The following is a 22,941-nucleotide window of genomic DNA, read 5'->3' on the forward strand; positions in this document are numbered from 1 at the left end:
ATGACTCCTTAAACAGTTATGCGAAATTAATTTCCTAGTTGAGATAGGCAAGAGGGTTAGCGAGGAGTGTAAGTAATTTGGCTTCGATACCTAAAAAAACTAGAGTTTTAACCCATCTTTTTGCAGATCCTTAAAGGGATCGAGGATGTAATCGATCACCCGACGCTGACGGACGATCGCTTCTGCGGTAGCCGTATCTCCCGGATTGAGGGGAATACATTGATTTCCCTTTTGAATACAGGAGCGATCGAGTTGAATTTCTAGCTCGAAAACGTTAATTTTTCCGTTGGGCGTTTCCTTTTCGATCGCCGTCGGTGATTTCTTGGTAATCTTGCCGCCGATAATGCCGTAATCCTGAAAAGGATAGGCATCGAACTTGACTTTTATCGGCATACCGGCGCGGAGAAATTGACTTTGATCCGTGGGCATTTCTGCCTTGAGAATAAACCGCGATCCCTTCGGTGCTATCTCCGCAACCCGCGTTCCCGACTGCACCACCGCACCCGCGCGTTTAATCGGTAATGAAAAGATTGTGCCGTCGGTATTCGCCTTTAAAACCCTCTGACTTAGTTGGATTTGGAGCGCTTGCCGTTGGCTCTCGCTTTGGGCGATTTCCGATGCCAGTGTTGCGATCTCCGTGTCTAGATTGTTAATCTGCTCCTGTATCCTTAAGAGTGCCAACTCGTTGGAATGGCGGAGACTTTGATAACCCCGCTGCCGCTCCTGTAATTGCAGACGCGCTTGGGCGATATCGGCGCTCGTTTGTTGACTCGTCTGACGGTAGGCACTTTTTAATTCCGCTAGTTTATGTTGATTTTCTTTTACCTCCGCTTTTCCCCGCTCGTAGAGTTGTTGGCGCTCCTTGGCATTGTCCTCGCGCTCGATGAATTGCACCTCCGATATCGCGCCATCCTCCCACGCTTTTCGGTAGCGATCGACTTCTTTTAAAGCCGTTTGATAACGACTTTTGAGAATCGGATAATCAGTCTGACTTTGTGCGAGGGCGGTTTTCGCTTGATTTACCCGCGCCTGTTGTTCTTCTAGGGATATTTTCGCTTTCTTGATTAATGCGTCCACATTCTCCCGCGCTTGTTCGATCGAGGCTTCTTTTTCCGCTGCCGCCGCGCGATTTTGTTGGCTTTGGGTGGTTAAAGAAATCTCTAACTGACTTTTGACCAGTTTCTGTTGGGAAAGACGGCTTTTTTGTCCTTCTATTTTCTCCTCGATTTGTTGTATTTCCTTGCCGATTAATGAGGAATCTAGGGTTAAAATCGGTTGTCCTGCTTTCACCTCTTGGCCTTCACGGACATAGATTTTTTCCACTTTTCCCGTCGCGATAGCATCGATTTTGACTGTTTCTCCTTGGGGTTCCAGTTTTCCTGGTCCGACACCCGTTTCATCGACTTTTGAGAATATCGCCCAGGGGAGAATGATCGAGACGAAAATAATCAGAAAATAGAGTAAACCACGCGTCCAGGGTAGGGGTAAAGTATCGATCAATTCTTTGGTCTGGAAAGACCAGTTATCGCGCTCTCTGTCTAGATTGGTTGTCATAGTTATTCACTCAATTGATTAGAGTTCAAATTACGGTAAATACCGGGACGGGCCATTAATTCTTCGTGGGTTCCACTATCGACTAATACCCCTCGATCAAGAACGAGAATACAATCCGCGTTCCGCACCGTAGAGAGGCGATGGGCGATAATCACCATCGTGCGATTCTGCCGAATTTTCTGGAGATTTGTTTGAATAATCCGTTCCGATTCGGTATCGAGGTGGGAAGTGGCTTCATCGAGAATTAATAACCGCGGCTCTCCCATTAGCGATCGAGCGATGGCGATCCGTTGTCTCTGTCCCCCGGAAAGTAGCCCTCCACCCTCGCCGATCTGGGTTTCGTACCCCATCGGCAGTGATTGAATAAAGTCATGAATTCCCGCTAATTTCGCCGCGACCACCACATTTTCTAGGGGGCGATCGGGATGACCTAAACTGATATTTTCCCGAATCGTGGAACCGAAGAGAAAGGTATCCTGATCGACGACTCCCACCTGTTGCCGGAGGGAACTGAGGGCGATCGTACTCAGATCGTAACCGTCGATCGATATCTTCCCATCGGTGGGGGGATAGAGGCCGATCAGTAATTTCGAGATCGTGGTTTTTCCCGAACCGCTCCGACCGACGATGGCAACGGTTTGACCGGGTAAAATTTCAAAACTGAGGTTTTCTAAAACATTCTGATCGCTGTCGGTGTGGTAGCGAAAGGTGACATTTTCAAAGCGAATATGTCCCTGTAATTCCGGGAGAAACTGACGGGAAAGTTCCTCTAAATTCTCCTCCGGCTTTGCGTCTAGTACATCGTTAATCCGCTCGACGGCGATATTGACTTCTTGAAATTGCGTCCAGAGAACGGTTAAGCGTTGAAAAGGCGCGATGATCTGGGCAAAAAGCATATTAAAGGCGATCAATTGTCCGATCGATAATTGATTTTGAATCACTAGATAGGCACCGAAACAGAGTAACCCTGTCGTCGCTAAAGATTCGATCAGATTACTGAATATCTGGAGATTATTGCCGATGATCTGCCCGGAGAAATTTTTCTTGACCTCCACCGAGAAAAGGTCTTCCCAGTGCCAACGGGTCGATCGCTCTGTGGCGGTAGATTTGACGGTACGAATACCGGTTAAAATCTCGATCAGGTAACTGCTTTCTTTAGCGATCGCCTGAAAAATATCCCGGGATATTCGCTGGAGAAAAGGGGTAGAAATTAACGCCAGCAGAAGGAACGGTGGCACAATCGCTAAACTGATGAGGGCTAATTGCCAGCTATAGCGGAACATCACCGCCACGTACACGAAAACCGTTAATAAGTCAAGTAAAATCGAGAGAGCTTCCCCAGAGAGAAAACGCTGAATCTTGCGATTTTCCCCGACGCGGGAAATAATATCGCCCACATAGCGGGACTCGAAATAACCGAGGGGAAGGCTGAGGGTATGGCGGATAAAACCGGTGATTAATGCCGTATCGATGCGATTAGCGGTGTGATCGAGGAGATAGGCGCGTAAACCGGTAATTGCCACCCGAAAAACCCCGAAAATTAGCGCACCGATCCCCATTGCCCAAAGGGTAGTTAAGGACCCCTGCACGATTACCCGATCGAGGATTAACTGGGTGAAAATCGGCGTAATTAAGCCGAATATCTGGATAAAAAGCGAGGCGACGAAAATTTCCAGCAGTACGAACCAATGGGGTTCCAGTAAGCGATAAAACTGCCAGAGAGAGGTTTTATCCTCTTTCGTGTCCCGGAATTTCTGGTTCGGTTGGAGCAGCAGGGTGAATCCCGTCCATTTACTGGTGAATTCGGCACGACTTAGGGTTAATTGCCCGATCGCTGGATCGCCAATAATCACCTGTTTGGGGGTAATTTTCCAGATAACAACGAAGTGTTTGCCTTCCCAGTGAGCGATCGCCGGTAGGGGCTGTTTCCCTAATCCCTCTAGAGTCGCTTTTACCGGACGGGTGGAGAGGCCGATATTTTCCGCCGCGGTGATCAGTCCCTTCAGGGATGCCCCGTCGCGGTTGACGTTGGCCATTTCCCGCAAACGGTTGACGCTGATTCTTTTGCCCCAATAACGGGCGATCATGACTAAACCGGCCGCCCCGCAATCGGAGGCGGACTGTTGCTCGAAGAAGGGATAACGGCGGAGGGATTGACCGATCCAGTGACCTAACCGCTGCGCCGGAGAGGGAAAATAGGCTCGATCGCTTTTTTTGTCCGTTTCTTCTGTCTTCGTCCCAAGAAGTTGCTCAATTTCCCGCGCCCGTTGCAGTAATGTTTTTTTCAGGGCGGGGTGTTTTTTCAGGATCGGCCTCAGGGCGGACTCGGGGATAAGAAGTAGTTCCGCCTTCACCGAGACTCGAACCGAGTAGGGCAGAAAACCCGATCGGGGAAAGAGGGTGAATTCTCCAAAAAATTCGTCGGTTTTGAGCGCGATCATCTCTTTTTGCTGCGAGTTCGCTATACGAACTTTGCCGCGAACCACTAGGTATAATCCGGGCTGTAGGGGCAGTGTACCTGCTTCGGGAGAGAGGGTGATCGCCGTTTTCTGGAGACTCCGCCACTGGGTTTCGGACAGGAATTCTGGCCAGGGATTGACGAGGCTGTGAGTATCGAGCATAGTTGTTTTAAGCTTTGGCTGAAGGAGAAAGATCGACGATGCGGATCGGCTGTAGCTGTTTGCGGAGGCGATTGACGTGGGTGGGGGTGAGCGCGACCCCGAATTCTTTCTCTAGATGCTGCGCTAACCAAACTCCCGACCATCGGTTAAAGGAATAGCCGAAATCCCGGGGGGATTTACTAATCAGTTCTCTCAGGCGATCGAGGTAAGGTTGATCAACTTTTGAAGGGCGACCGCGGCGGTATTTCTGCCAGCGCTCGATCTTGCCACTCTCGGCGATCAGTATCCATTTACTAGCGGTGGCGGCAGTACAATCGAGAAGCTTACGGATCTCGGCCTGGGATTTGCCCTCGTCAGCGAAAAGAATGATTTGAATCCGTTTGCGATCAACATCAGAGATATTTGGTTCTGTTAAGATTTCGAGAAGTTGCTGACGTTGGGGTGGGGATAGATATTTACCAGCGCTTGATGACATAGTCTTTGCAACTATAAGTAAAAGCAGACAGCAGCAGGTCGGAGCGTTGAGGCAAGAAAGTTGTACTAAGTTGTACGATGGGCTGACTTCCCCAGGTGACGATCTCTTTCGCTGTCCTTAAATTCTTATTTTGGCTGCGAAAGTGAACATTATGAAGTTTATTAAATCCGACATTCCGCAAATCTTCATATACTTTTATATATTTTTACATTCCCCAAGATGTTTTGACGAAAAACCTTCATTGTAGAACCTACTATTGAGAACATTTTCAATAATTGATTTTTTCTGAGAAAAAAAAATACAATTCTTAACCTTGATAAAAATCCATGATTGTAGCTATTGAATGTTAAGAAGTGCGAAAAGTGGGTAAATTGTTTTTCTCTCGCCCGATCAAACCGCTCTAACACCTAACCCCCATCACCCCATCACCCTATCTCCCCGCTGGCCACTGATAACTGATTGCTGACTACTCAAAATCGTTATGACTATGATATAGTTGTTAAGGAATGTAAAAATAGTTGCATTTTCCCAGAAACTAGATTAAGGAGATTAAAAGCATGACCGCCGAAGGTTGCTTAAGAGTCGGACAAGCGGCGCCGGATTTCACCGCGACCGCCGTTTTCGATCAAGAGTTCAAAACCATCAAATTGTCGGATTATCGGGGTAAATACGTCGTTTTATTCTTCTATCCCCTCGATTTTACCTTTGTTTGCCCCACGGAAATTACCGCTTTCAGCGATCGAGTTAGCGAATTTGCCAGCATCAACACCGAGATTTTAGGGGTGTCCGTCGATAGCGAATTTGCTCACCTAGCATGGATTCAAACCGAGAGAAAATCCGGCGGTGTCGGTGATGTGGCCTATCCGTTGGTGTCGGATCTAAAAAAAGAAATCAGCACCGCTTACAATGTTCTTGATCCTGATGCGGGAGTGTCCCTGCGCGGTCTGTTTATCATCGATAAAGAAGGTGTTATCCAACACGCTACTATTAATAATCTTTCTTTCGGTCGCAGTGTCGATGAAACCCTCCGCACTCTGAAAGCGATTCAATACGTCCAATCCCACCCGGATGAAGTTTGTCCCGCCGGTTGGCAAGAAGGGGATGCTACCATGGTTCCCGATCCTGTGAAGTCAAAAGTTTACTTCGCGGCAGTTTAGTTAAAAATCCTCAGAAGTCCCTCAGCTATAGATGGGGGGAAACTTTTAAAGGGGGGCGAAATAATTCGCCCCTTATTTTAATCGGAAAATTTTCCAGAAAATTGGCCCCATTAGCCATGACCTCATCTAGAATACTGGCCAGCAAGTCAAGAAAGAGTCACGGCGATCTATGACTACCAGTAATTATGATTCCGAGTTGACAGTTTTGGGATTACCCGCAGCCAAAGGTAGATGGTTATTAATACCTCTAGGAATGGGTGTTTTACTCTGTTTAGGGACGGTGTACTCTTGGAGTATCTTTAGAAAACCCCTAGAAACAGAGTTAAATCTCAGCGCCACGGAAAGCTTACTACCCTACACTGTAGCCCTAGTATTTTATGCCGCTTCTATGCCGATCGCCGGTTTTTATATCCCCCGGGTAGGCACTCGCAGGATGACCGCTATCGGCGGAATTATCGTCGGTTTAGGCTATATTCTCGCTAGTTTTGCCGCTCATATCCAGACAATTATTCTGACCTACGGAGTTATTGCCGGCACGGGAGTCGGCATCGCTTACGGTGTTCCCATGGCAGTGGTGGCACGCTGGTTTCCCGACAAAAAAGGTTTAGCGGTGGGTTTAACCATCATCGGATTTGGCCTTTCTCCCCTGATTACCGCACCTTTAGCCAATCGATTAATCAATGAATATAGCGTTAGACCAAGTTTAAGATTTTTGGGGATTATCTTTACAATAATTATTGTGATTATTGCGATCACAATGAAGTTACCCCCTCAAGACTGGCAACCCCCCGCAAATTTAGCTAATCGAAAATCCGACTTTCCGGCCAATTATCCAGTGAATATGCTGAAAAGTCGCTCATTTTATGGTTTATGGCTTTGCTATGCCATTGGTGCTTTAATTGGCTTGAGTGCTATCGGTATTTCTAGTCCCGTCGCTGAGGAAATTATTCAGATTGATCCGGGGTTAGCCGCTAGTAGTGTTGCTCTATTTGCCTTGTTTAATGGTATTAGTCGTCCTTTGTTCGGTTGGTTAAGCGATCGCTGGAAACCCCATTATCTAGCGATCGGGGCTTATACACTCATTTTGATTGGTTGTCTGTTGATGGTCAAGGCCGAAAAAGGGGCAGTTACTAGCTATCTAGTGGCTTTTTGTCTATTTTGGTTTTGTTTAGGGGGATGGTTAGCCCTAGCTCCCGCTACCACTCTCCACTTCTTTAATCCTGACCACTACGCCCAAAATTACGGTATTGTTTTTACTGCCTACGGTGTCGGTGCTTTGATCGGAACTTTAGTAACCGGTAGAATTCGCGATTGGTTCGGTACTTACACTTATGCTTTTTATGCTATGGCTGTATTGGCAATACTGGGTATTTTTCTCGCGAGTGCCTTACTGAAAAGAGAGCGATCACAGCTATCAAATCCTAGCTAAGGGAGTTAATCTTACCCTAGAGTAGATACTGCTGCTATTTTACACCAATTAAAAGTAAAAGTAGGCTACAGATAACTAGGATAGGGGGCGGGGAAATGGGAGACTTGACCAGTTATCAGTAAACAATAATCAGTGATAGGGTTCTTCTCGACTTTTTGTGATATTTTTTACTTATGTATGTAATAATTTTTGCTTATAAAATATTGAAATGTTTACTGGAAAAGACTTTTAGGACTATTTTGCTGAAGAAACTATCAGTATAGACCCCGTTTCCACACAGAAACCAGAAGAGCCGTGATAGGATAATTAGTGGTCTGTCAAGATTGAATTGAGGGATAAATCTCCTTCTGATTGTCTTAATCGACCATTTTAAAACTGAAAGATTATTAGATTCCCACTCGCTATTGGAAGGGGATAGATTTAGGTCAAGGTCATCGTTTGCTTGGCAGAAAAAGTCAACACCAATTGATGAGGATAGACAATTTCTACGCCGATTGTTTCGAGGAATGCTCCCTTTTCTGTCTGAGTTGCACAGACAAAATTTCCCTGCTCATCATATTTAACCCAATCTCCAAATAATTCTACTAGATAAGCTTCCCCATTTTTGAGAATTTCTACAATTGTCCCAACTGTCCCGATAGGAGCTATTCCGCCATCAATTAAAGGTAGATATTCCCTTAGTATAACACCATCAAACAATTGAAACTTACTCATTTTCAATCTCCTAAACTATCGGGTACTGCTGTGACAAATCTGGTCACATCTTCTCCTCTCAAAACAATAGACCTCGACCTAATCTAATAAAATCACAATAATAGGATATTATAAAACAAAAACCAACTTAAACACTAATATGATTAAACGAATTAAAGCATTGAATGAGCTAGAATTTGACTCGGCAAAATCGGGGGAGCCAGTCTACGGAAAATATAAAAAACTATTCGTTTATATAGAGTTAGGTAAAGAAGAGGAGTATCGAGGAAACCCTCAAGATAACCAGAAAACCCAATACCGACTTTTTCGTCGGTGTAAGGTGGAATACTCGAAAACGGAAGAAGAATCAGAACAAGGTATCTACCAATATGACGAAACAAATATCGATGTCATTTTGTACTGGTAGAGGTAACATTGGACGGTATAGGTCTTTTAATCGCTCTTTTTCTGCGTGATTGTCGATCTTGAATCAAATCTCGGTTTTCCTCGATGAAAGAAATTAACTGATCATCAGGGATTTCTCGGAACTCGCCAGTTTTCAATAAAACAGTAGCCATGGTAAATCGAACTCCTGAATATTCGTCTTGATCGCTATGAAAGCAGATCTTGTCTTGATCATATATCTATTTTTGCTTTATTCCAATAGAGCGATCGCTAAAGAATGATAAAGTAGTTGCTAAAATATCTAATAGAGATCTGTGTCACCCGAATATTCGTCTCGATCGCTATCATAGCAGCCCTCTGCTAACAGGGAGTTCCCTAGAGTCAAAGAAATCACCACTTAGAGGTATATTCATTGCCTTTATTGCTGGGATTTTTTCGGCCACTGCTGACGGCGATAACTGCTATACTGCCCATGAACATTGACCAGATAGGGAACTAGATAAGTCAGTAATGCCGCCAGCCAGCGATCGCTTGTCATACGGCCGCTGATTATAGCATAACCGTGGTTAATTGTCAATAAAATTGTCCCCACTACTACAGCCACTCTTATCCCGGTGGGGGCAAATTGGGGGGACAATAAAGCCCGAAAATAGCCGATAATTCCTTTCATTGCCTATAAATCGCACTCTATCAGGCGAGTAAAACAAAAAGTCACCATTTTTAACCCGTAGGGAGACTTCCACCAGAGAGCGGGAAAACAGCCTTCTGGAGCTGCTAGACTAAAATCCCAGTGATCATAATCATCGATACGCCACTGCTCTTTATCGCGCCATCCTACCAATTCCCCAAATTTTCTAATCGTTTCCGCGTCTTGGGTACGCAGGGTGTTAATATCACCCCCGGCGGCAAAATATAACTTCACCTGATTGCTAAAACCGAAATGATCGCCGCTATAATTTTTCCAAAGGCGATCGAGTACTCGAATCACATTAACGGGAAACCGCATCATATCCTCTGGGGTTAAAGTATCGCGGGTTCTGCCGGCAGTTTCGAGGATAACTCGGAGAGTTTCTGCGTCTGCTTCCCTAAAGTTCCCCTCAGCTAGGAATTGCTGTAATTTACCATAGCGCTCGATGTCCGGTACTAACATCTGCCGCGCTTCGATGAGGGCAACCCGTTCGCTTAAAGATTGCAATTGAGCTAAAATATCCTGAAGTTGGACGTTAATATCTGACATAAATGTAAGGGGGTTTGTTGACTGCAAAAATTACCGATTTATCGGCAGAATAATTATTGATTTACCGATTCTAATCTTGACTTGACAAAGCGATTCATCCATGCTTCTAGATAGATGCGATTGGCTTTTTGTTCTTTTAAATCTGTGGTAGTTAAAGGATAAGGTGCTAATCCTTGAATGGCTGCCGTTGTCACACAAAACATCGACTTTTGAAAAGTTTCGCAGATCTGGACTAATAAATCTTCTTCTTGACGAAAACTCTTTTTATAAATGTCGTGCAGATAATCAGGTAAAAAGTGACGCATATCCTGCATTAATAGTGTGGGAGGAATCCCTGCACCTCCGATGGGTAAAGGATCTGCATACAAAGCACCATAGGCAAACATTCCTTGATCGTAGGGAATTTGATAGGCTTGGGCATTATAGGAAATTGTACCGGGGAAAGGTGTTCCGCGAAAGAAAACCGCCTCAACGTAGGGGATTGCCGTATCCGCAAGAAAGGTTAATCCTGCCGATTTGGGGATAAGATCATAGGTTTGTCCTTTGATTTTTACTTGATAGACAATTGCTTGACTAGCATTATCGACTAAATTTTTCTTAATGTGTGCCACCACTTCGGGAATACTGGTAATTTTTCCGGCATCGTAGAGATCGGATAAACTTAAAAAAGTATCGGCCATAATTCGCCAAAATTGACCTAAACCGCTATAGTAGGCCATCATTCGCATTTGTTCTGGCAAAAATTCAGGGAAGGCTTTATTTAAAATTAAAACTAGGGGATTATTCCTAAATTTAGCTTGAATAACCTTGGCTGTCACTTCCCGAAAAGCGGCACCATCTACATAACTATCTAAACCACCCCCACCATGCCAAAACATGGCTTTCATACAGTATTCAGCATACTCAAAATTAATGCGATCATGCCACCAGTGTTGTAGTAATTTCTGCCAAGATACTTGACCATTAAAATATTTAAAGAAAGGGAAAAAAACCAAAAACTGATTTTCCGCAATATAAATTAAATTTTTGGAATAAGCATCTAACACCACTCCGTAACTTTTCAGGATACCCACTACCTCGATCAAATTCTGGGGAGTATCTTTTAACAATGCTTCCCCAGCCGTGAGACGATCAATATAGGATGCTAGGGGATGAGAGGAGGACTTGACAGGGATAGTAACCATGCTAGAAGCTTGATAAAATAACTTTCCTCATCTATTTTAACCCATAAAAGCACAACCAATTGGCAGCGGTGGCACGGCGAGTCATGCGGGGATTGAATTCGCCAATTTTATAACCGGTAAACCCCAATTTATCTTTTAATAATTGTTTATTTTCTGGCAAGATCGATCGAGTTAATTTGACTGTTGGGGGACGATTGGCAATAAAATCTGGGGGTTCGGGATATTCACAGCGCCAATCTTCCTCTACTTGACTATTATCCCATTTTCCTTGACTTTCATCGTAGCGATAACCTAAACTTTGCCAGACTAATTTATTAACGGTTTCGTCGTCAATTTCATCGTTAATAATCGCCCAAATTGTCTCTATATTTAATTCTGGTAGTTCCATAGATCAAGTAAATGGGTGATGGGGTGTAGGGTGTAGGGTGTAGGGTGTGGGGTGTGGGGTGTGGGGAGAATAAATAAAATAATCTCCTATTTCCTGACGACCGGCTACTGACGACCGGCTACTGCCTACGGTTAAAATAACTGGTGAATAACATCATTGATCATCGCGCAAGCGTAGCCTATTTTGCCTCCTTCTAACGCCAAAATTATTTTTATTTTAACTATCGGTGTGGTGTCGGTTTCTGCATCGGCAATTTTTATCCGGTTAGCGATCGAAGCGGTAGGTAATGCTACGATCGCATTTAGTTTATTTTTAGCGACTTCCCGTCTGATCTTGGCTTCTGTTGTCCTAATTCCGAACTGGTTGACCTTATCACGCCAAAAAGTCCCTGTTCAAGCCTATTATTACGCAGTGGGGGCAGGATTTTGTTTAGCTCTCCATTTTGCTACTTGGATTACTTCTCTATCCTACACCTCGATCGCCGCTTCTACCACTTTAGTCACCACTAATCCCCTCTGGGTTTCCCTGTTGGGTTGGTGGTGGTTTCGAGAAAAACCGAGCAAATTAACCTTTATCGGCATTTTTGTGGCTCTAACGGGGGGATTATTGATTGTTTTAGCCGATCGAGATGTCAGTAGTTCTTATCCTAACCCTTTATTGGGCAATAGCTTGGCTTTAATTGGGGCAATTCTCGTGAGTGGTTATATTCTCCTCGGACGGGAAGCACAAAGGAAGGGCTTAAATATTAAGAATTATATAACTGTAGCCTACACTACCGCAGGATTAGCCTTATTACCTTCTGTTTTTTTATTTGGTCAAGATTACGAAAGCTATCCCTTATCCGTGTATGTTTATGTGTTAATGATGGCGATTTTTCCGCAATTAATCGGTCATACTAGCTTTAACTGGGCTTTGCGATGGGTAGCACCGACAATAGTAACGATGGTAATTTTATTAGAGCCAATCGCCGCTAGTCTGTTAGGAGTGTTCATTTTTGGTGAAATACCAGCCCAAGAAGTCATTTATGGCGGATTAATTCTGTTAATCGGCGTAGGCATTGCTATTTTAGGCGGATAAGCTGTTAGTGTATCTAATATTACTGGTTAAGTGTAATCTCGATCGCCGCTTGTGATCACAGACAAAAGCTAGATTAGTGTACAATGCTAACTGAATGAGAGTTTAAGTAGGTAGGTCTTAAAAACTTGCGGATGCCCCCCTTATCAAGGGGGGATTAAGGGGGGATCAGCACCCCCTTATCAAGGGGGGATTAAGGGGGGATCAGCACCCCCCTTATCAAGGGGGGATTAAGGGGGGATCAGCACCCCCTTATCAAGGGGGGATTAAGGGGGGATCGGCACCAAAATCCATCTTCAATTTAATTATAAACAGCTACTTAGACAATCTGACCCACTTGAAAAATAGGGTTTTCGGGGAATTAATTCCCTGACTAAAATTAGAAATATTCGATTATCTGGGTACTCTGTAGTTGAGATATAAAAAAGCCAGTAGTTTTCAGGAAAAACTGGGGGGGTTGAAAAGTGAAATCAAAAGGAAAGGCGATACAGTCAAAACTGTCATCATCCGAGTCGGGTTTCTCGATGTTAGAAGTGATAATTGCCATTTTAACTATTGCCGCCTTCTTAACAGGAACCCTACAGTTAATGGCATTCACTGCCTTATATAAAGTTCGGGCAGAAAGACAGGCTCAAGCTAACTTTTGGATACAAGAAGATTTTGAGGATGTCAAATATTTAGCTTCGACTTTAGATGTTAATGACAATGATGATAGCGTCAATGCAGATAATCATGATCTCGATCGTTTTAGTGAAATATATCCTAATGTTTGCTCAGATATAAATCAAGGTTATGCCAGAGAACTCAGAAGGCGTTTACCCTCCCAGTATCCAGATTTTAGAGATCCTGAACCTCCTCCTGATCCTGATGATTATGCTATTCCCGCTAGTGATTTACCTCAACAACCATTATCAAGACCATTACCACCATTAGCAGAAACATTAGTTGCAACACGAGAAATTGTAGGTAAAAACTATTCTCTCTATCGAACTTTTCCTGATGATTTTGAAGAAGATAATCATCCTGATCCTTCTATCATAAGCACAGCCCAGATAGATAATCCCCATCGTCTCCGTATAGAGTATAAGGTGAAGTTAGCTGATGGTGAAATAGCTAATGACTATCAAACTCAAGAAAGAGACGAAAGAAACGAAGAAGAAGGAAAATTTCTTGCTAAAAGTTCTGTCGAGGTGATTCCCAATGCGTCGTTTAAATGTCCATAAAAATCAGGGTTTTACCCTGTTAGAAATTTTGGTAGCTTTGGCAATTACGGGAATTCTTGCCGCCTTAACTGGACCTAATTTATCAGCTTGGTTAAATAGCAATAAAGTCCAAGAAGCCACCGATTCTATACAATTAGCCCTAGAGAATACCCAAGGACAAGCTATGCGTCGAGGGAGAAGTTGCACGATTAATTTTACTAACCCGACTGGTACTAATCCCACGGTTTACTCGCAAATAACCGCCAGTGAAGAGGATTGTTTAAAAGAGGGTTCCCTAATTTTGCCAGAGGAAATGTTGATGGAAGAGGGTCGCCTCAGTCTACCAGAGGAAATATTTATGGTGGTGAATAATTTTCCCACCCTGGGCAGCAGTCCGGGGATTCGCTTTTCCTTTCGGGGTCATGTGCCAGATTTAACCTTTGTTCCGCCGCAAAACCAAGCGATAATCGTATTATATCCCGCCGCCAATGCCACCGCCGATCCCTATCCCAACCAAGAAAAAAAATGTCTAGTTATCGCTTCTATGCTAGGAATAATTAAACAAGGCACTTATAATGGAACTTCTCTAAGTAACCTCGATGCTCGTCAATGTGAAATCCGTCTCGATGGAACGAACTGAACCCTAATCAGTTATCAGTTATCAGGTGTGAGTTATCAGTTATCAGTTACCAAATGTGAGTTTTTAGTTTACTGATTACTGTTTACTGATTACTGATTACTGATTACTGTTCACTGATTACTTTTGATTGCTCAGAAATAGTCGTAATTTCAATAAACTGAGAGTTTGACCGAGATTGAGGGGAAGGAGAGAAATGCCTTCTAAACGGGATTGTAACCAACCATCGCCCCAATACCATTCGTGATAGCCATCGATACCTTGACTCAAAAGCAAGCGTAAACACTGGTCATCGGCCGATAAAACCTGATGTTGTACGGGAATTAAACCTAACCAAGAGGTAAAAGTCAAACCTTCCTCTAATTTATCGGGTAGATTAGGCGAGAGCATTTGCGGCCACAGCCATTGACGGAGATGAGCAGTTTTGAGCAAACTATCCCGGATAGCCTGTTCACTGGCCGAGATTTCGATACGCAGCTGACTTTGTTGAAAATTGCCGAACATATTATTGTCTGATAATTTTTGTTAAGTTAGTTAAAGAATAACCAAAAATCGGGACAGCGTTTTCCAAGGATAACAGTAAGTAGTATGGCAGATAAATTAATCCGCGCCACGGCCGCCGATGGGGGAATTAGAGTAGTAGGAGTGATTACCACCCGTTTAACCGAAGAAGCTCGCCAAAGACATCAATTATCTAACGTAGCCACCGCCGCTCTCGGTCGCACGATGGCATCGGCTTTACTCCTGGCTTCCAGTTTAAAAAAACCCGGTTCTAGGGTCAATATTCGCATTAAAGGCGATGGACCCCTGGGGGGTGTTTTAGTTGATGCGGGACTCGATGGCACGGTGCGGGGTTATGTGGACTATCCCCAGGTGGAATTACTCCCCAATGCGAAGGGTAAATTAGATGTGGGTCGCGCAGTGGGTAACAAGGGTTATGTGCGAGTCTTACGCGAAGAAAAAGGCGAGGGGAGAAATGAACTTCAAGAAAGCATCGTCGAGATAGTTTCTGGGGAAGTGGGGGAAGATATCGCCTACTACCTGGACCAATCGGAACAAATTCCCTCCGCTTTGCAAGTGGGGGTTTTTGTCGGTACGACCACAGGAGTAACGGCAGCTGGGGGAATTTTATTACAAGTTCTCTCCAAAGAAGCATCCCGGGATGAGGTCTTAGTGGCCCGTTTAGAGTCGAGATTGCGAAAATTAACGGGATTTACGCCCCTTTTACGCGCAGGAAAAGGACTAGAAGATATTTTTCAGGAACTTCTCGGAGATATGGGTCTAGAAATTTTTCCGGCTGTGCAGCTGCTGCGTTTTGATTGTGATTGTTCTTTTGAACGGGCCCTAGGAGCTTTAAAATTCCTCGGGGTCGATGAATTAAAAGACATTATCGAAAAAGATAAACAAGCGGAAGCCATCTGTGAGTTTTGTCGGGAAGTGTATAATGCCAACGAGACACAATTAATCGAATTAGTCCAGTCTCTACAGGCTGAATCTTGCTGAGAAGTCGGGCAATGAGCGCCATTAGGGTAAAATCTATCTAAAATACCTGTCGGGGAGTCGTGAATGTTTAAAGGAAAAGAATTAACCAAAAATCTAGTCAAACGAGAATCGATTGACTCCCTGACTCGTTGGCCAGAGAAAACTAAATCTTTTCTTTTTCTCTTTTGGTACCGATACCAGCATCGTTTCACCTGGAAAGTTTGGGCGGCTTTATTTGTGGTGGTCTTTGGCGGTGTTGGCTTTCTCGCCACTTGGCAGTTATTCAATATGCAGAAGTCGCCCAATTGCCCGAAAATCTTCTGGCCTGTCGCTTCTGCCTCCCTGCGTCTCTACTGCGCTCAACTTTCCGCCGATAGTCGCACCGTGGCAGGTTTACTCGAAGCAATTGCCCTAGTGGAAGCTTTACCCGAAGACCATCCCTTACGCTCGCAAGTTAATCAACAGGTGGAAGAATGGGCGCGAGATATCCTGAATTTGGCGGAAAAAGACTATCAAGCGGGAAATTTAGAGCAAGCAATCGCTAAAGCTCGTCAAATCCCCAATAATATGGCAGTAGCGGCAATTATTGAAGAAAGAATCGCTAAGTGGCAAGGAACTTGGGCGGAAGGCAACGAGATCTTAAGCAAACTAGAGGAAAATCTCCGTGCTTCCAACTGGAATCAATCTTTCCGTCTAGCAGTGGATTTATTAAACTTAAATAACGAATATTGGGCAACGGTTAAATATAATGAAGCGCTCGCTAAAATTACCGTCGCCCGGGAAGATAGCAGTAAATTAGATAATGCCTTTAATCTCTTTGCCCGGGGCGGTCTCGACAATTGGTTCAAAGTCATCGAAGAAGCTAGAAAAATTCAAGCCAGCAGTTATGCCTATCAGGAGGCACAAAAATTAATCGGGAAAACCGAGGATAAACTAAAAGAATACGCCGAAAGATTAATTGAGCGGAAGCAATGGCAAGCTCTCCGGGATTTGGCTAACCAAACCCCCAAAGACCTCAAAATTAAAGAAGATGTCAGCGATTGGTCTATCTTGTCGGAAGCGGCCTTAGATGCGGAAGCTGGCACGGTGGACGGATTGGAAGCCGGCATACTGGGACTAGAAAAAATCGACCCTTCTCGACCCCTCCATCAAACGGCCCTGGCTATGAGGGAGCGCTGGCAGTTACAGGTACAGGATCTAAGAATACTGTCTGAGGCTAGAGATTTAGCACAAGCAGGTACAATCGAGCAGTATAGCGCCGCTATCGCGAAAGCGGGCGAGGTTCCCCGGAATAATCCCCTCTGGTCGCAAGCACAGCAGGAAATTGGCTCTTGGAATCGTCAAATACAAGTCATAGAAGACCGGCCGATTTTAGAACGGGCCCAAGAAATTGCTCTCCCCGGCGATATTAATTCCCTCAGTAACGCTATTATTCAGGCCCGGGCCATTGGCAAGAATCGGGCCCTATACCGAGATGCCCAACGGGAAATTGGCAACTGGCAAGTACGGATTGAACGCATGGAGGATCAACCTATTTTAGATCAGGCTCAAGCTTTGGCCAATCTCAAAGACTATAGCACAGCCATCGAAACTGCCAATCAAATTCCTCCCGGTCGCGCTCTTTCCTCGGAAGTTTCCCAAAATATCCGTCGTTGGCGCCGAGAGTTGCAGGCCCGTCAAAATCTCCAGCAGGCTAATCAATTAGCGGCGACGGGAACCCCAGAAGGTTTAACCCGGGCGATTGCTTTAGTTACCAATATTTCCACTACAACCGATGCGGGTGTGCAACGGAGTGAATTGCTGGAACGTTGGAGTTATCAGCTTTTGTCTTTAGCCACGGACCAAGCTAATAATGGCCGTTATCTGGAAGCTATTCGCCTTGCTGAATCCGTATCCCGGGAAAGTACCGCCTACAGTTCGGCTCGCTCCCAAATGCAAGGCTGGCGCAATATTCTTCAACCCCCGGCCCCACCACCAATAGTTGAATCGACTCCCCTTTCCCCAGAGTCCCCGATAGAAACACCAAGTCCGGGTCAATAATCAGTTTTAGAGGCTGTTTTTGCGGTGTATTACCCCTAAAAAAGTCCCTCATCCCTATTGGTCTGTCCAGTTAAATCTGTACTATACTAAATCCTGTTTACAAGGTATAGGAGGGCGGGGGAGCGGGGAGAAACAATCCATAACTTGGGAGTTCATCGCACTATTAAAAACCGACTTAGTATAAATTGCCAAAAAATACCCAAGCCAATTTTTAAAAGATAATAAGTAGGTAGGCGTTAAAAATTATCAAACACCCCCCTTATCAAGGGTGGATTAAGGGTAGGGTTGATTCATGAATCAACCCTACTATGAATCAACCCTACTATGAATTAACCCTACTATGAATTAACCCTAGGGATGAAGGGGGGATAAATCTTCAATTTAATTATAACCACTTACTTAGGTGTTATGAATTAAATTAATCAATCAAGCAAAAAACATATCTCCGTAATTTCTATGAGAGCAAGTGAGGTAGTGGATTTATATGCCAAAGGGAAACGCGATTTTACAGGAGTAAAATTAAAAGGACAGTGTTTTCACGGAAAGAATTTATCGGGGGCTAATTTTAGTCAAGCAGATCTCCGTGGCACTAATTTTCAAGGGGCTATTTTAGAGAGAACTAAATTTACCGAGGCCAGGGCAGGATTACTAAAGCGCGGTCGGCTACAATTAATTTTAATTTCTTGGTTAATAGCGGCTGTCTGCGGCTATCTGTGGGGATTAGCTGGTTATTATCTAGCTTTAATGCTGGTGACAGATGTAACCGAATTTAAAATCATTGGTGCGGTGATAATCACGATTTTATCCCTAATTTATGGAAGATTTTATCGTCAACGAGTTGGGGGATTGCCCTTAGTTTTATCCTTAATTTTTGGCCAAGCAATAAGTTTTATTCTAGCAATTTTTATCAGCTTAATTTTAACTTTATTAACAGTAATTATCCTAGCTTTTCAAGGAGCATTAGCAGGGATAGCCGTGATGAATGGAACTTTTTCTATAGCTTTGATGGTTGGGGTTTGTGGTACTTTATTCACCGCGTATCTGGCCTGGTTATCCCTAGAAGAATCGGGAGAAACGATCACGAAATCCATGGCAATTGCTTTTTTAGCCAGTAAAGGTACAAATTTTTGCGGGGCAAATCTTAAAGAAGCCGATTTCACGGGAGCGCAGTTAAAAGCCACTGATTTAAGGGCAAAAGATTTAACTAGAACTCGATTTTATCTGGTATCGGGCATCGAGCGAGCGCGTTGGGAAAAGACAATTCTGGACGAAGTTGCGATTAGAAATCTTCTGGTTACTGGTCAAGGGGAAAATAAAGCTTATATTGGCTATAATTTTCGTGGACTGAATCTCTACGGGTTTAACTTCAAAAATGCCAACCTGACTAGGGCAAATTTCAGCGAGGCAAATTTAGCCTACGCTAATCTAGAAGGGGCAAATTTAGCCCATAGTAACGTGATGAGAGCCAATTTACAGGCAGCCACCCTGACGGGTGCTTGTATCGAAGCTTGGAAAATCGCCGAAAATACCAATCTAGAAGGGGTTGATTGTGATTATATCTATTTAGTCGAGTCCGAAGGAGAGCGCCGTCCCAGGGAGGGAGAATTTGGGGAAGGGGAATTCCGACAATTGGCCCTGGAGCAGCGAAAATTGTATATTGACGAATAGGATAACTGCTAGACAAAGCTAAAATTGCGGCGCCGAGGCGGACAATTAGAGGGATAATAAGACCAGCCCTAACACCTATCCCCCGACTGGTAACTGATCACTGATAAGCGATGGTGAATATTTCTAATCAAGTTATACCCAATCGGGGACTAGCGCCCCAGGCAAAAGCGTCCGATGTCCAAATCCTAGCGGCGATCGATATTGGTACGAATTCGGTTCACATGGTAGTGGTGAAAATTGAACCGTCTTTACCTGCTTTTACGATTATTGCCCGAGAAAAGGATACAGTCCGTCTGGGCGATCGAGATAGGAAAACTGGTAAATTAACCCTAGCGGCCATGGAAAGAGCGATCGCTGCTTTAAAACGCTGTCACGATCTAGCTATTAGTCTCCACGCGGATCAGATTATTGCCGTTGCCACCAGCGCCACCCGGGAAGCGGCCAACGGCGACGAGTTTTTGGCTTTAATCGAGAAAGAAGTCGGTATTTCTGTAAATCTCATCTCCGGACAGGAGGAAGCTCGCCGGATTTATCTCGGTGTCGTCTCGGGAATGGATTTCCAAAATCAAGCCCATATTATTATCGATATTGGTGGTGGTTCCACGGAATTAATCTTAGCTGATAGTCAAGAAATTCGCTTTCTTAGTAGTACCAAAATCGGCGCGGTGCGTTTGAGCCAAGATTTCATCACTACCGATCCCATTAGTACCACAGAATTAGCCTATTTAAGGGCATACACCAGGGGAATGTTGGAGCGAGCAGTAGAGGAAATTAAACATCATTTACAGGTGGGAGAAGTGCCGCGTTTAGTGGGAACTTCTGGCACGATCGAAACTTTGATGACTATCCATGCTTTGGAGAAATTGGGTGAAATTCCCAATCCTTTAAATGGTTATCAATTAACCCGCAAAGATGTCAAAGAATTGGTCAAACGTTTCGCCGCTTTGGACTATAACCAAAGACTGGCAATTCTGGGGATGTCCGATAAACGGGCCGAGATAATTCTAGCTGGTTCGATCGTGCTTTTGGAAGCGATGACCATGTTAGATGTTGATAAGTTAGTTCTCTGTGAAAGGGCCCTGCGAGAAGGGGTGATCGTCGATTGGATGCTGACGCACGGTTTAATTGATAATCGGTTACTTTATCAGAGTGAAATCCGTCAGCGCAGTGTTTTGAAAATAGCGAAAAAGTATCAAGTTAATTTAGAATCTGCTGAGAGAATAGCGGCATTTTCCCTGTCTTTGTTCGAGCAAACTCAAGCACAATTACATTCTTGGAATCAGGAGGCTAAAGATTTATTATGGGCGGCGGCTATACTGCATAATAGTGGTTTATATGTTAGTCATGCTGCCCATCATAAACATTCCTATTATTTAATTCGTAATGGTGAACTGTTGGGCTATACGGAAATAGAGTTAGAAGTGATCGCTAATATCGCTCGTTATCATCGCAAAAGTAAGCCGAAGAAAAGGCACGATGATTTTATGAAATTAACTGAATACTATCAGTATATGGTCAGACATTTAAGTGCTATACTGCGCTTGGCTGTGGCTTTAGATCGGCGACAAATAGGAGCGATTAAAAAGATTGAATGTAAGTACGATCCTGAATATAGAACCCTACATCTGCATCTTTTTCCCAATAATGCTGAAGATGATTGTGCTTTAGAATTGTGGAGTTTAGACTATAAAAAACCTGTTTTTGAGGAAGAATTTGGGGTGAAAGTGGTGGCAACTTTGGCATTTTTACCCTTAAACCATGAGCGTTGATCGGTTATCCCCGACTACCGCCGGTAGCTTGAAATCGGCAAGATTGGAATTTTCGAGACTTTTTACCTATTATTCTAGGTCAAGATTATCGATCGAGGTAAATTGATAATTTTTGTTGATAGTCAAGCAGGAAAACCGTTAAAAACTGCGAAGTTACTGTTATAATCCAGGGGGAATAGGAACGCAGAAAGAAAAGGAGTAGAAAAACTTGTTGCAATTAGCTAAAATTGGTCGCTTGATCGCTCTTGGTTGCTTAGGAACGATACTGACTAGCTTTCCTGTCCTCTCGGCCGAGAGAATCACTTTTATCTTAGCGCCCTTTAGTCGTACCCTAGAAATTAGTTCCCTAGAAAAGTTCGCCAAAACTGGCAGAATTGACGCTAATCTAAGACAATATTTAGGTAATACAACCGCCGAACAACAAAGAGAATTTCGGCAAGCTTTAACCACAAGTAAAGAAATTAATCCCGTCCTGATCTCGCGCTTTTTTAACACCACAATGGGGGAAGATATCCTCAACCTTTTAGGGGAACTGATCACTATTCAAGGGGGGATTAATGGTAAATTCGCCCTGCGTTCTGCCCTAATTAAATCAGCTTTTGAACCGGGAGGGGTAACTATTCTTAACCTGCTGCGTAATCTGCCCACTAATATGCAGATTGATGTGACAAGAGTGCAAAGATTAGCTAGGGCGATCGATGTCGTCCTGAAAGCCACCACAGTATTCACGGAAAAGGTGGCGCAATTATCCTTAGAAGAAGCTAAAAAGGCTGGTGAAATTAATTTTACCGCCATGACCGACCCTCGACAACCGGGACCGCGACAAGTAGAACAAATGCGGCTGGATTTAACCGATGGCCGTCGTCAGAGGGAACTTTATCTGATCATTGTGAAACCCAAGGGGCAATTAACCCAGAAAACCCCCGTTATCGTCTTTTCCCACGGTTTAGCTTCCCGTCCCGAAGATTTTCTCCGACAAGCGGAACACTTGGCCAGTTACGGTTATCTCGTCGCCATGCCCCAACACCCCGGCAGTGATACCCTACAGGTGCAGAATCTGCTCGCCGGTTTATCGCGGATGGTTTTTTATACCAACGAATTTGTCAATCGTCCATTGGACATATCTTTTGTGATCGATGAATTGCAAAGACGCAACGCTAGGGAATTTCAGGGGCAATTAGATTTAGATAATGTGGGAGTTGCTGGACATTCCTTCGGCGGTTATACAGCCTTAGCTGTAGGTGGAGCGACGATCGATTTCGAGAATTTACAACGGGACTGCCAAAGAAGATTAGCTTTTCTCAATGTCTCCCTCTTGCTGCAGTGTCGTGCTTTGGATTTACCCCGAGAAAAATACAACTTTCGCGATCCGAGAATAAAAGCGATTTTTGCGGTTAATCCGTTTAATTGGAGTATTTTTGGCTCTAAAGGACTAGCTAAGATCGAAATTCCCACTTTTGTAGTCGCAGGAACCTACGATCCCGCTACCCCCGCTATTTTTGAACAGGTGCGCTCTTTTCCCCTCCTCAATACCGAAAATAAGTATTTAGCTCTGATTGAAGGTCAAGCTCACGTTGATTTTTCGGTACTAGATGCGGGAATTAACGAAGCGATCGAATCCGTAGCCGATCTTACCCTGCCCGCACCATATCTGATCGATAGTTACGCCCATTCCCTATCTTTGGCCTTTTTTGAGGTGTATATTTGCAAAAACCCCGGCTATAAACCTTTTTTACAGGCGGCCTATTCCCAATATCTCAGTCAAGGCCAGGAGTTTAGAAGTTTTCTGATTACCCGCGCCTCCTCGGCCGCTTTAGAACAACTCATCGAAGATTTTATCGCTCAAAATGTCCGTTAATCAGTTATCAGTTATCAGTTATCAGTTATCAGTGATCAGTAAACTGATCACTGATAAGCTCCCCACTT

Annotated in this window: 20 protein-coding genes; 11 read left to right on the forward strand and 9 right to left on the reverse strand. The window is 44.2% G+C overall.

The features are described from left to right. Positions 1 to 99: 99 nt before the first annotated feature. From LW728_RS00240 to LW728_RS00250, 3 genes are read right to left on the reverse strand one after another with little or no spacing between them, the layout of a single operon-like run. Positions 100 to 1,554 carry a beta-barrel domain-containing protein gene (locus LW728_RS00240; RefSeq protein ID WP_190381168.1) on the reverse strand — a complete coding sequence of 485 codons (1,455 nt, stop codon included), beginning with the start codon at positions 1,552 to 1,554 and terminating at the stop codon, positions 100 to 102. A 2-nt stretch (positions 1,555 to 1,556) separates the two neighbouring features. Then, a complete protein-coding gene (locus tag LW728_RS00245) occupies positions 1,557 to 4,175 on the reverse strand; it encodes a peptidase domain-containing ABC transporter (protein ID WP_287764578.1) in 2,619 nt (872 codons plus the stop codon). Positions 4,176 to 4,182: 7 nt separating this feature from the next. Further along, positions 4,183 to 4,650 (reverse strand): helix-turn-helix domain-containing protein, encoded by a 468-nt coding sequence (locus LW728_RS00250; RefSeq protein WP_287764581.1) that lies wholly within the window; start codon positions 4,648 to 4,650, stop codon positions 4,183 to 4,185. 557 nt (positions 4,651 to 5,207) lie between these two features. On the opposite strand from LW728_RS00250, the gene LW728_RS00255 reads away from it, so the two are divergent. Together LW728_RS00255 and LW728_RS00260 are read left to right on the forward strand one after the other, a co-directional pair. Continuing rightward, positions 5,208 to 5,807, forward strand: a complete 600-nt coding sequence (locus LW728_RS00255; protein ID WP_002735961.1) for a peroxiredoxin — start codon at positions 5,208 to 5,210, stop codon at positions 5,805 to 5,807. Positions 5,808 to 5,976: 169 nt separating this feature from the next. Further along, complete coding sequence (locus LW728_RS00260) at positions 5,977 to 7,236, forward strand: L-lactate MFS transporter (protein ID WP_287764584.1); 1,260 nt, start codon at positions 5,977 to 5,979, stop codon at positions 7,234 to 7,236. A 420-nt stretch (positions 7,237 to 7,656) separates the two neighbouring features. Here LW728_RS00260 and LW728_RS00265 read toward each other — a convergent pair whose 3' ends face one another. Beyond that, entirely contained in the window at positions 7,657 to 7,950 is a 294-nt protein-coding gene (locus tag LW728_RS00265; RefSeq protein WP_287764588.1) for a DUF4926 domain-containing protein, read from the reverse strand. Positions 7,951 to 8,089: 139 nt separating this feature from the next. Here LW728_RS00265 and LW728_RS00270 point away from each other — a divergent pair, with 139 nt between their 5' ends. Further along, positions 8,090 to 8,356: a hypothetical protein gene (locus tag LW728_RS00270; protein WP_004161646.1), complete on the forward strand. Its 267-nt coding sequence runs from the start codon at positions 8,090 to 8,092 to the stop codon at positions 8,354 to 8,356. Positions 8,357 to 8,752: 396 nt separating this feature from the next. Here LW728_RS00270 and nrtS read toward each other — a convergent pair whose 3' ends face one another. The 4 genes from nrtS to LW728_RS00290 are packed head-to-tail and all read right to left on the reverse strand — an operon-like array spanning position 8,753 to position 11,143. After that, the gene (gene nrtS / locus LW728_RS00275) at positions 8,753 to 9,004 is read right to left on the reverse strand and encodes a nitrate/nitrite transporter NrtS (RefSeq protein ID WP_002736260.1); all 252 of its coding nucleotides are present in this window, start codon (positions 9,002 to 9,004) and stop codon (positions 8,753 to 8,755) included. Between the two features lie 3 nt (positions 9,005 to 9,007). Continuing rightward, positions 9,008 to 9,571 (reverse strand): GUN4 domain-containing protein, encoded by a 564-nt coding sequence (locus LW728_RS00280; protein ID WP_002804048.1) that lies wholly within the window; start codon positions 9,569 to 9,571, stop codon positions 9,008 to 9,010. A 53-nt stretch (positions 9,572 to 9,624) separates the two neighbouring features. Then, complete coding sequence (locus LW728_RS00285) at positions 9,625 to 10,755, reverse strand: CO2 hydration protein (protein WP_287764591.1); 1,131 nt, start codon at positions 10,753 to 10,755, stop codon at positions 9,625 to 9,627. Positions 10,756 to 10,786: 31 nt separating this feature from the next. After that, on the reverse strand, positions 10,787 to 11,143 hold the full coding sequence (locus tag LW728_RS00290; RefSeq protein WP_002804042.1) for a DUF1823 family protein: 357 nt from the start codon (positions 11,141 to 11,143) through the stop codon (positions 10,787 to 10,789). Positions 11,144 to 11,326: 183 nt separating this feature from the next. Between LW728_RS00290 and LW728_RS00295 the strand changes: the two genes are divergently transcribed. From LW728_RS00295 to LW728_RS00305, 3 genes are all read left to right on the forward strand, one after another. Continuing rightward, entirely contained in the window at positions 11,327 to 12,220 is an 894-nt protein-coding gene (locus LW728_RS00295; RefSeq protein ID WP_287764594.1) for a DMT family transporter, read from the forward strand. A gap of 521 nt (positions 12,221 to 12,741) precedes the next feature. Beyond that, on the forward strand, positions 12,742 to 13,440 hold the full coding sequence (locus LW728_RS00300; protein WP_287764597.1) for a type 4 pilin: 699 nt from the start codon (positions 12,742 to 12,744) through the stop codon (positions 13,438 to 13,440). After that, the gene (locus LW728_RS00305; protein WP_287764600.1) at positions 13,418 to 14,059 is read left to right on the forward strand and encodes a pilus assembly FimT family protein; all 642 of its coding nucleotides are present in this window, start codon (positions 13,418 to 13,420) and stop codon (positions 14,057 to 14,059) included. The genes LW728_RS00300 and LW728_RS00305 overlap by 23 nt, the downstream gene beginning before the upstream one ends. Before the next feature lie 117 nt (positions 14,060 to 14,176). On the opposite strand, the gene LW728_RS00310 is transcribed toward LW728_RS00305, so the two are convergent. Next, positions 14,177 to 14,560, reverse strand: coding sequence for a hypothetical protein (locus LW728_RS00310; protein ID WP_002804032.1), 384 nt, complete (start codon positions 14,558 to 14,560; stop codon positions 14,177 to 14,179). Positions 14,561 to 14,644: 84 nt separating this feature from the next. On the opposite strand from LW728_RS00310, the gene hslO reads away from it, so the two are divergent. From hslO to LW728_RS00335, 5 genes are all read left to right on the forward strand, one after another. Further along, positions 14,645 to 15,559, forward strand: a complete 915-nt coding sequence (gene hslO / locus LW728_RS00315; protein WP_287669442.1) for an Hsp33 family molecular chaperone HslO — start codon at positions 14,645 to 14,647, stop codon at positions 15,557 to 15,559. 63 nt (positions 15,560 to 15,622) lie between these two features. Beyond that, entirely contained in the window at positions 15,623 to 17,578 is a 1,956-nt protein-coding gene (locus LW728_RS00320; protein WP_287764603.1) for a BAR domain-containing protein, read from the forward strand. 456 nt (positions 17,579 to 18,034) lie between these two features. After that, positions 18,035 to 19,246 (forward strand): pentapeptide repeat-containing protein, encoded by a 1,212-nt coding sequence (locus LW728_RS00325; RefSeq protein WP_002804028.1) that lies wholly within the window; start codon positions 18,035 to 18,037, stop codon positions 19,244 to 19,246. Between the two features lie 110 nt (positions 19,247 to 19,356). Continuing rightward, positions 19,357 to 21,015, forward strand: a complete 1,659-nt coding sequence (locus tag LW728_RS00330; RefSeq protein ID WP_287764606.1) for a Ppx/GppA phosphatase family protein — start codon at positions 19,357 to 19,359, stop codon at positions 21,013 to 21,015. A 208-nt stretch (positions 21,016 to 21,223) separates the two neighbouring features. Continuing rightward, entirely contained in the window at positions 21,224 to 22,873 is a 1,650-nt protein-coding gene (locus LW728_RS00335; protein WP_287764608.1) for an alpha/beta hydrolase, read from the forward strand. The last annotated feature ends 68 nt before the right edge of the window (positions 22,874 to 22,941 follow it).

The sequence above is a fragment of the Microcystis sp. 49638_E5 genome (assembly GCF_021300285.1).
GTDB lineage: Bacteria > Cyanobacteriota > Cyanobacteriia > Cyanobacteriales > Microcystaceae > Microcystis > Microcystis aeruginosa_C.

Bases quoted from the DNA above. Each gene is read 5' to 3' on its own strand.
- LW728_RS00240 (WP_190381168.1), bottom strand. From the start codon at position 1,554: ATGACAACCAATCTAGACAGAGAGCGCGATAACTGGTCTTTCCAGACC.
- LW728_RS00245 (WP_287764578.1), bottom strand. From the start codon at position 4,175: ATGCTCGATACTCACAGCCTCGTCAATCCCTGGCCAGAATTCCTGTCC.
- LW728_RS00250 (WP_287764581.1), bottom strand. From the start codon at position 4,650: ATGTCATCAAGCGCTGGTAAATATCTATCCCCACCCCAACGTCAGCAA.
- LW728_RS00255 (WP_002735961.1), top strand. From the start codon at position 5,208: ATGACCGCCGAAGGTTGCTTAAGAGTCGGACAAGCGGCGCCGGATTTC.
- LW728_RS00260 (WP_287764584.1), top strand. From the start codon at position 5,977: ATGACTACCAGTAATTATGATTCCGAGTTGACAGTTTTGGGATTACCC.
- LW728_RS00265 (WP_287764588.1), bottom strand. From the start codon at position 7,950: ATGAGTAAGTTTCAATTGTTTGATGGTGTTATACTAAGGGAATATCTA.
- LW728_RS00270 (WP_004161646.1), top strand. From the start codon at position 8,090: ATGATTAAACGAATTAAAGCATTGAATGAGCTAGAATTTGACTCGGCA.
- nrtS (WP_002736260.1), bottom strand. From the start codon at position 9,004: ATGAAAGGAATTATCGGCTATTTTCGGGCTTTATTGTCCCCCCAATTT.
- LW728_RS00280 (WP_002804048.1), bottom strand. From the start codon at position 9,571: ATGTCAGATATTAACGTCCAACTTCAGGATATTTTAGCTCAATTGCAA.
- LW728_RS00285 (WP_287764591.1), bottom strand. From the start codon at position 10,755: ATGGTTACTATCCCTGTCAAGTCCTCCTCTCATCCCCTAGCATCCTAT.
- LW728_RS00290 (WP_002804042.1), bottom strand. From the start codon at position 11,143: ATGGAACTACCAGAATTAAATATAGAGACAATTTGGGCGATTATTAAC.
- LW728_RS00300 (WP_287764597.1), top strand. From the start codon at position 12,742: ATGTTAGAAGTGATAATTGCCATTTTAACTATTGCCGCCTTCTTAACA.
- LW728_RS00305 (WP_287764600.1), top strand. From the start codon at position 13,418: ATGCGTCGTTTAAATGTCCATAAAAATCAGGGTTTTACCCTGTTAGAA.
- LW728_RS00310 (WP_002804032.1), bottom strand. From the start codon at position 14,560: ATGTTCGGCAATTTTCAACAAAGTCAGCTGCGTATCGAAATCTCGGCC.
- hslO (WP_287669442.1), top strand. From the start codon at position 14,645: ATGGCAGATAAATTAATCCGCGCCACGGCCGCCGATGGGGGAATTAGA.
- LW728_RS00320 (WP_287764603.1), top strand. From the start codon at position 15,623: ATGTTTAAAGGAAAAGAATTAACCAAAAATCTAGTCAAACGAGAATCG.
- LW728_RS00325 (WP_002804028.1), top strand. From the start codon at position 18,035: ATGAGAGCAAGTGAGGTAGTGGATTTATATGCCAAAGGGAAACGCGAT.
- LW728_RS00330 (WP_287764606.1), top strand. From the start codon at position 19,357: ATGGTGAATATTTCTAATCAAGTTATACCCAATCGGGGACTAGCGCCC.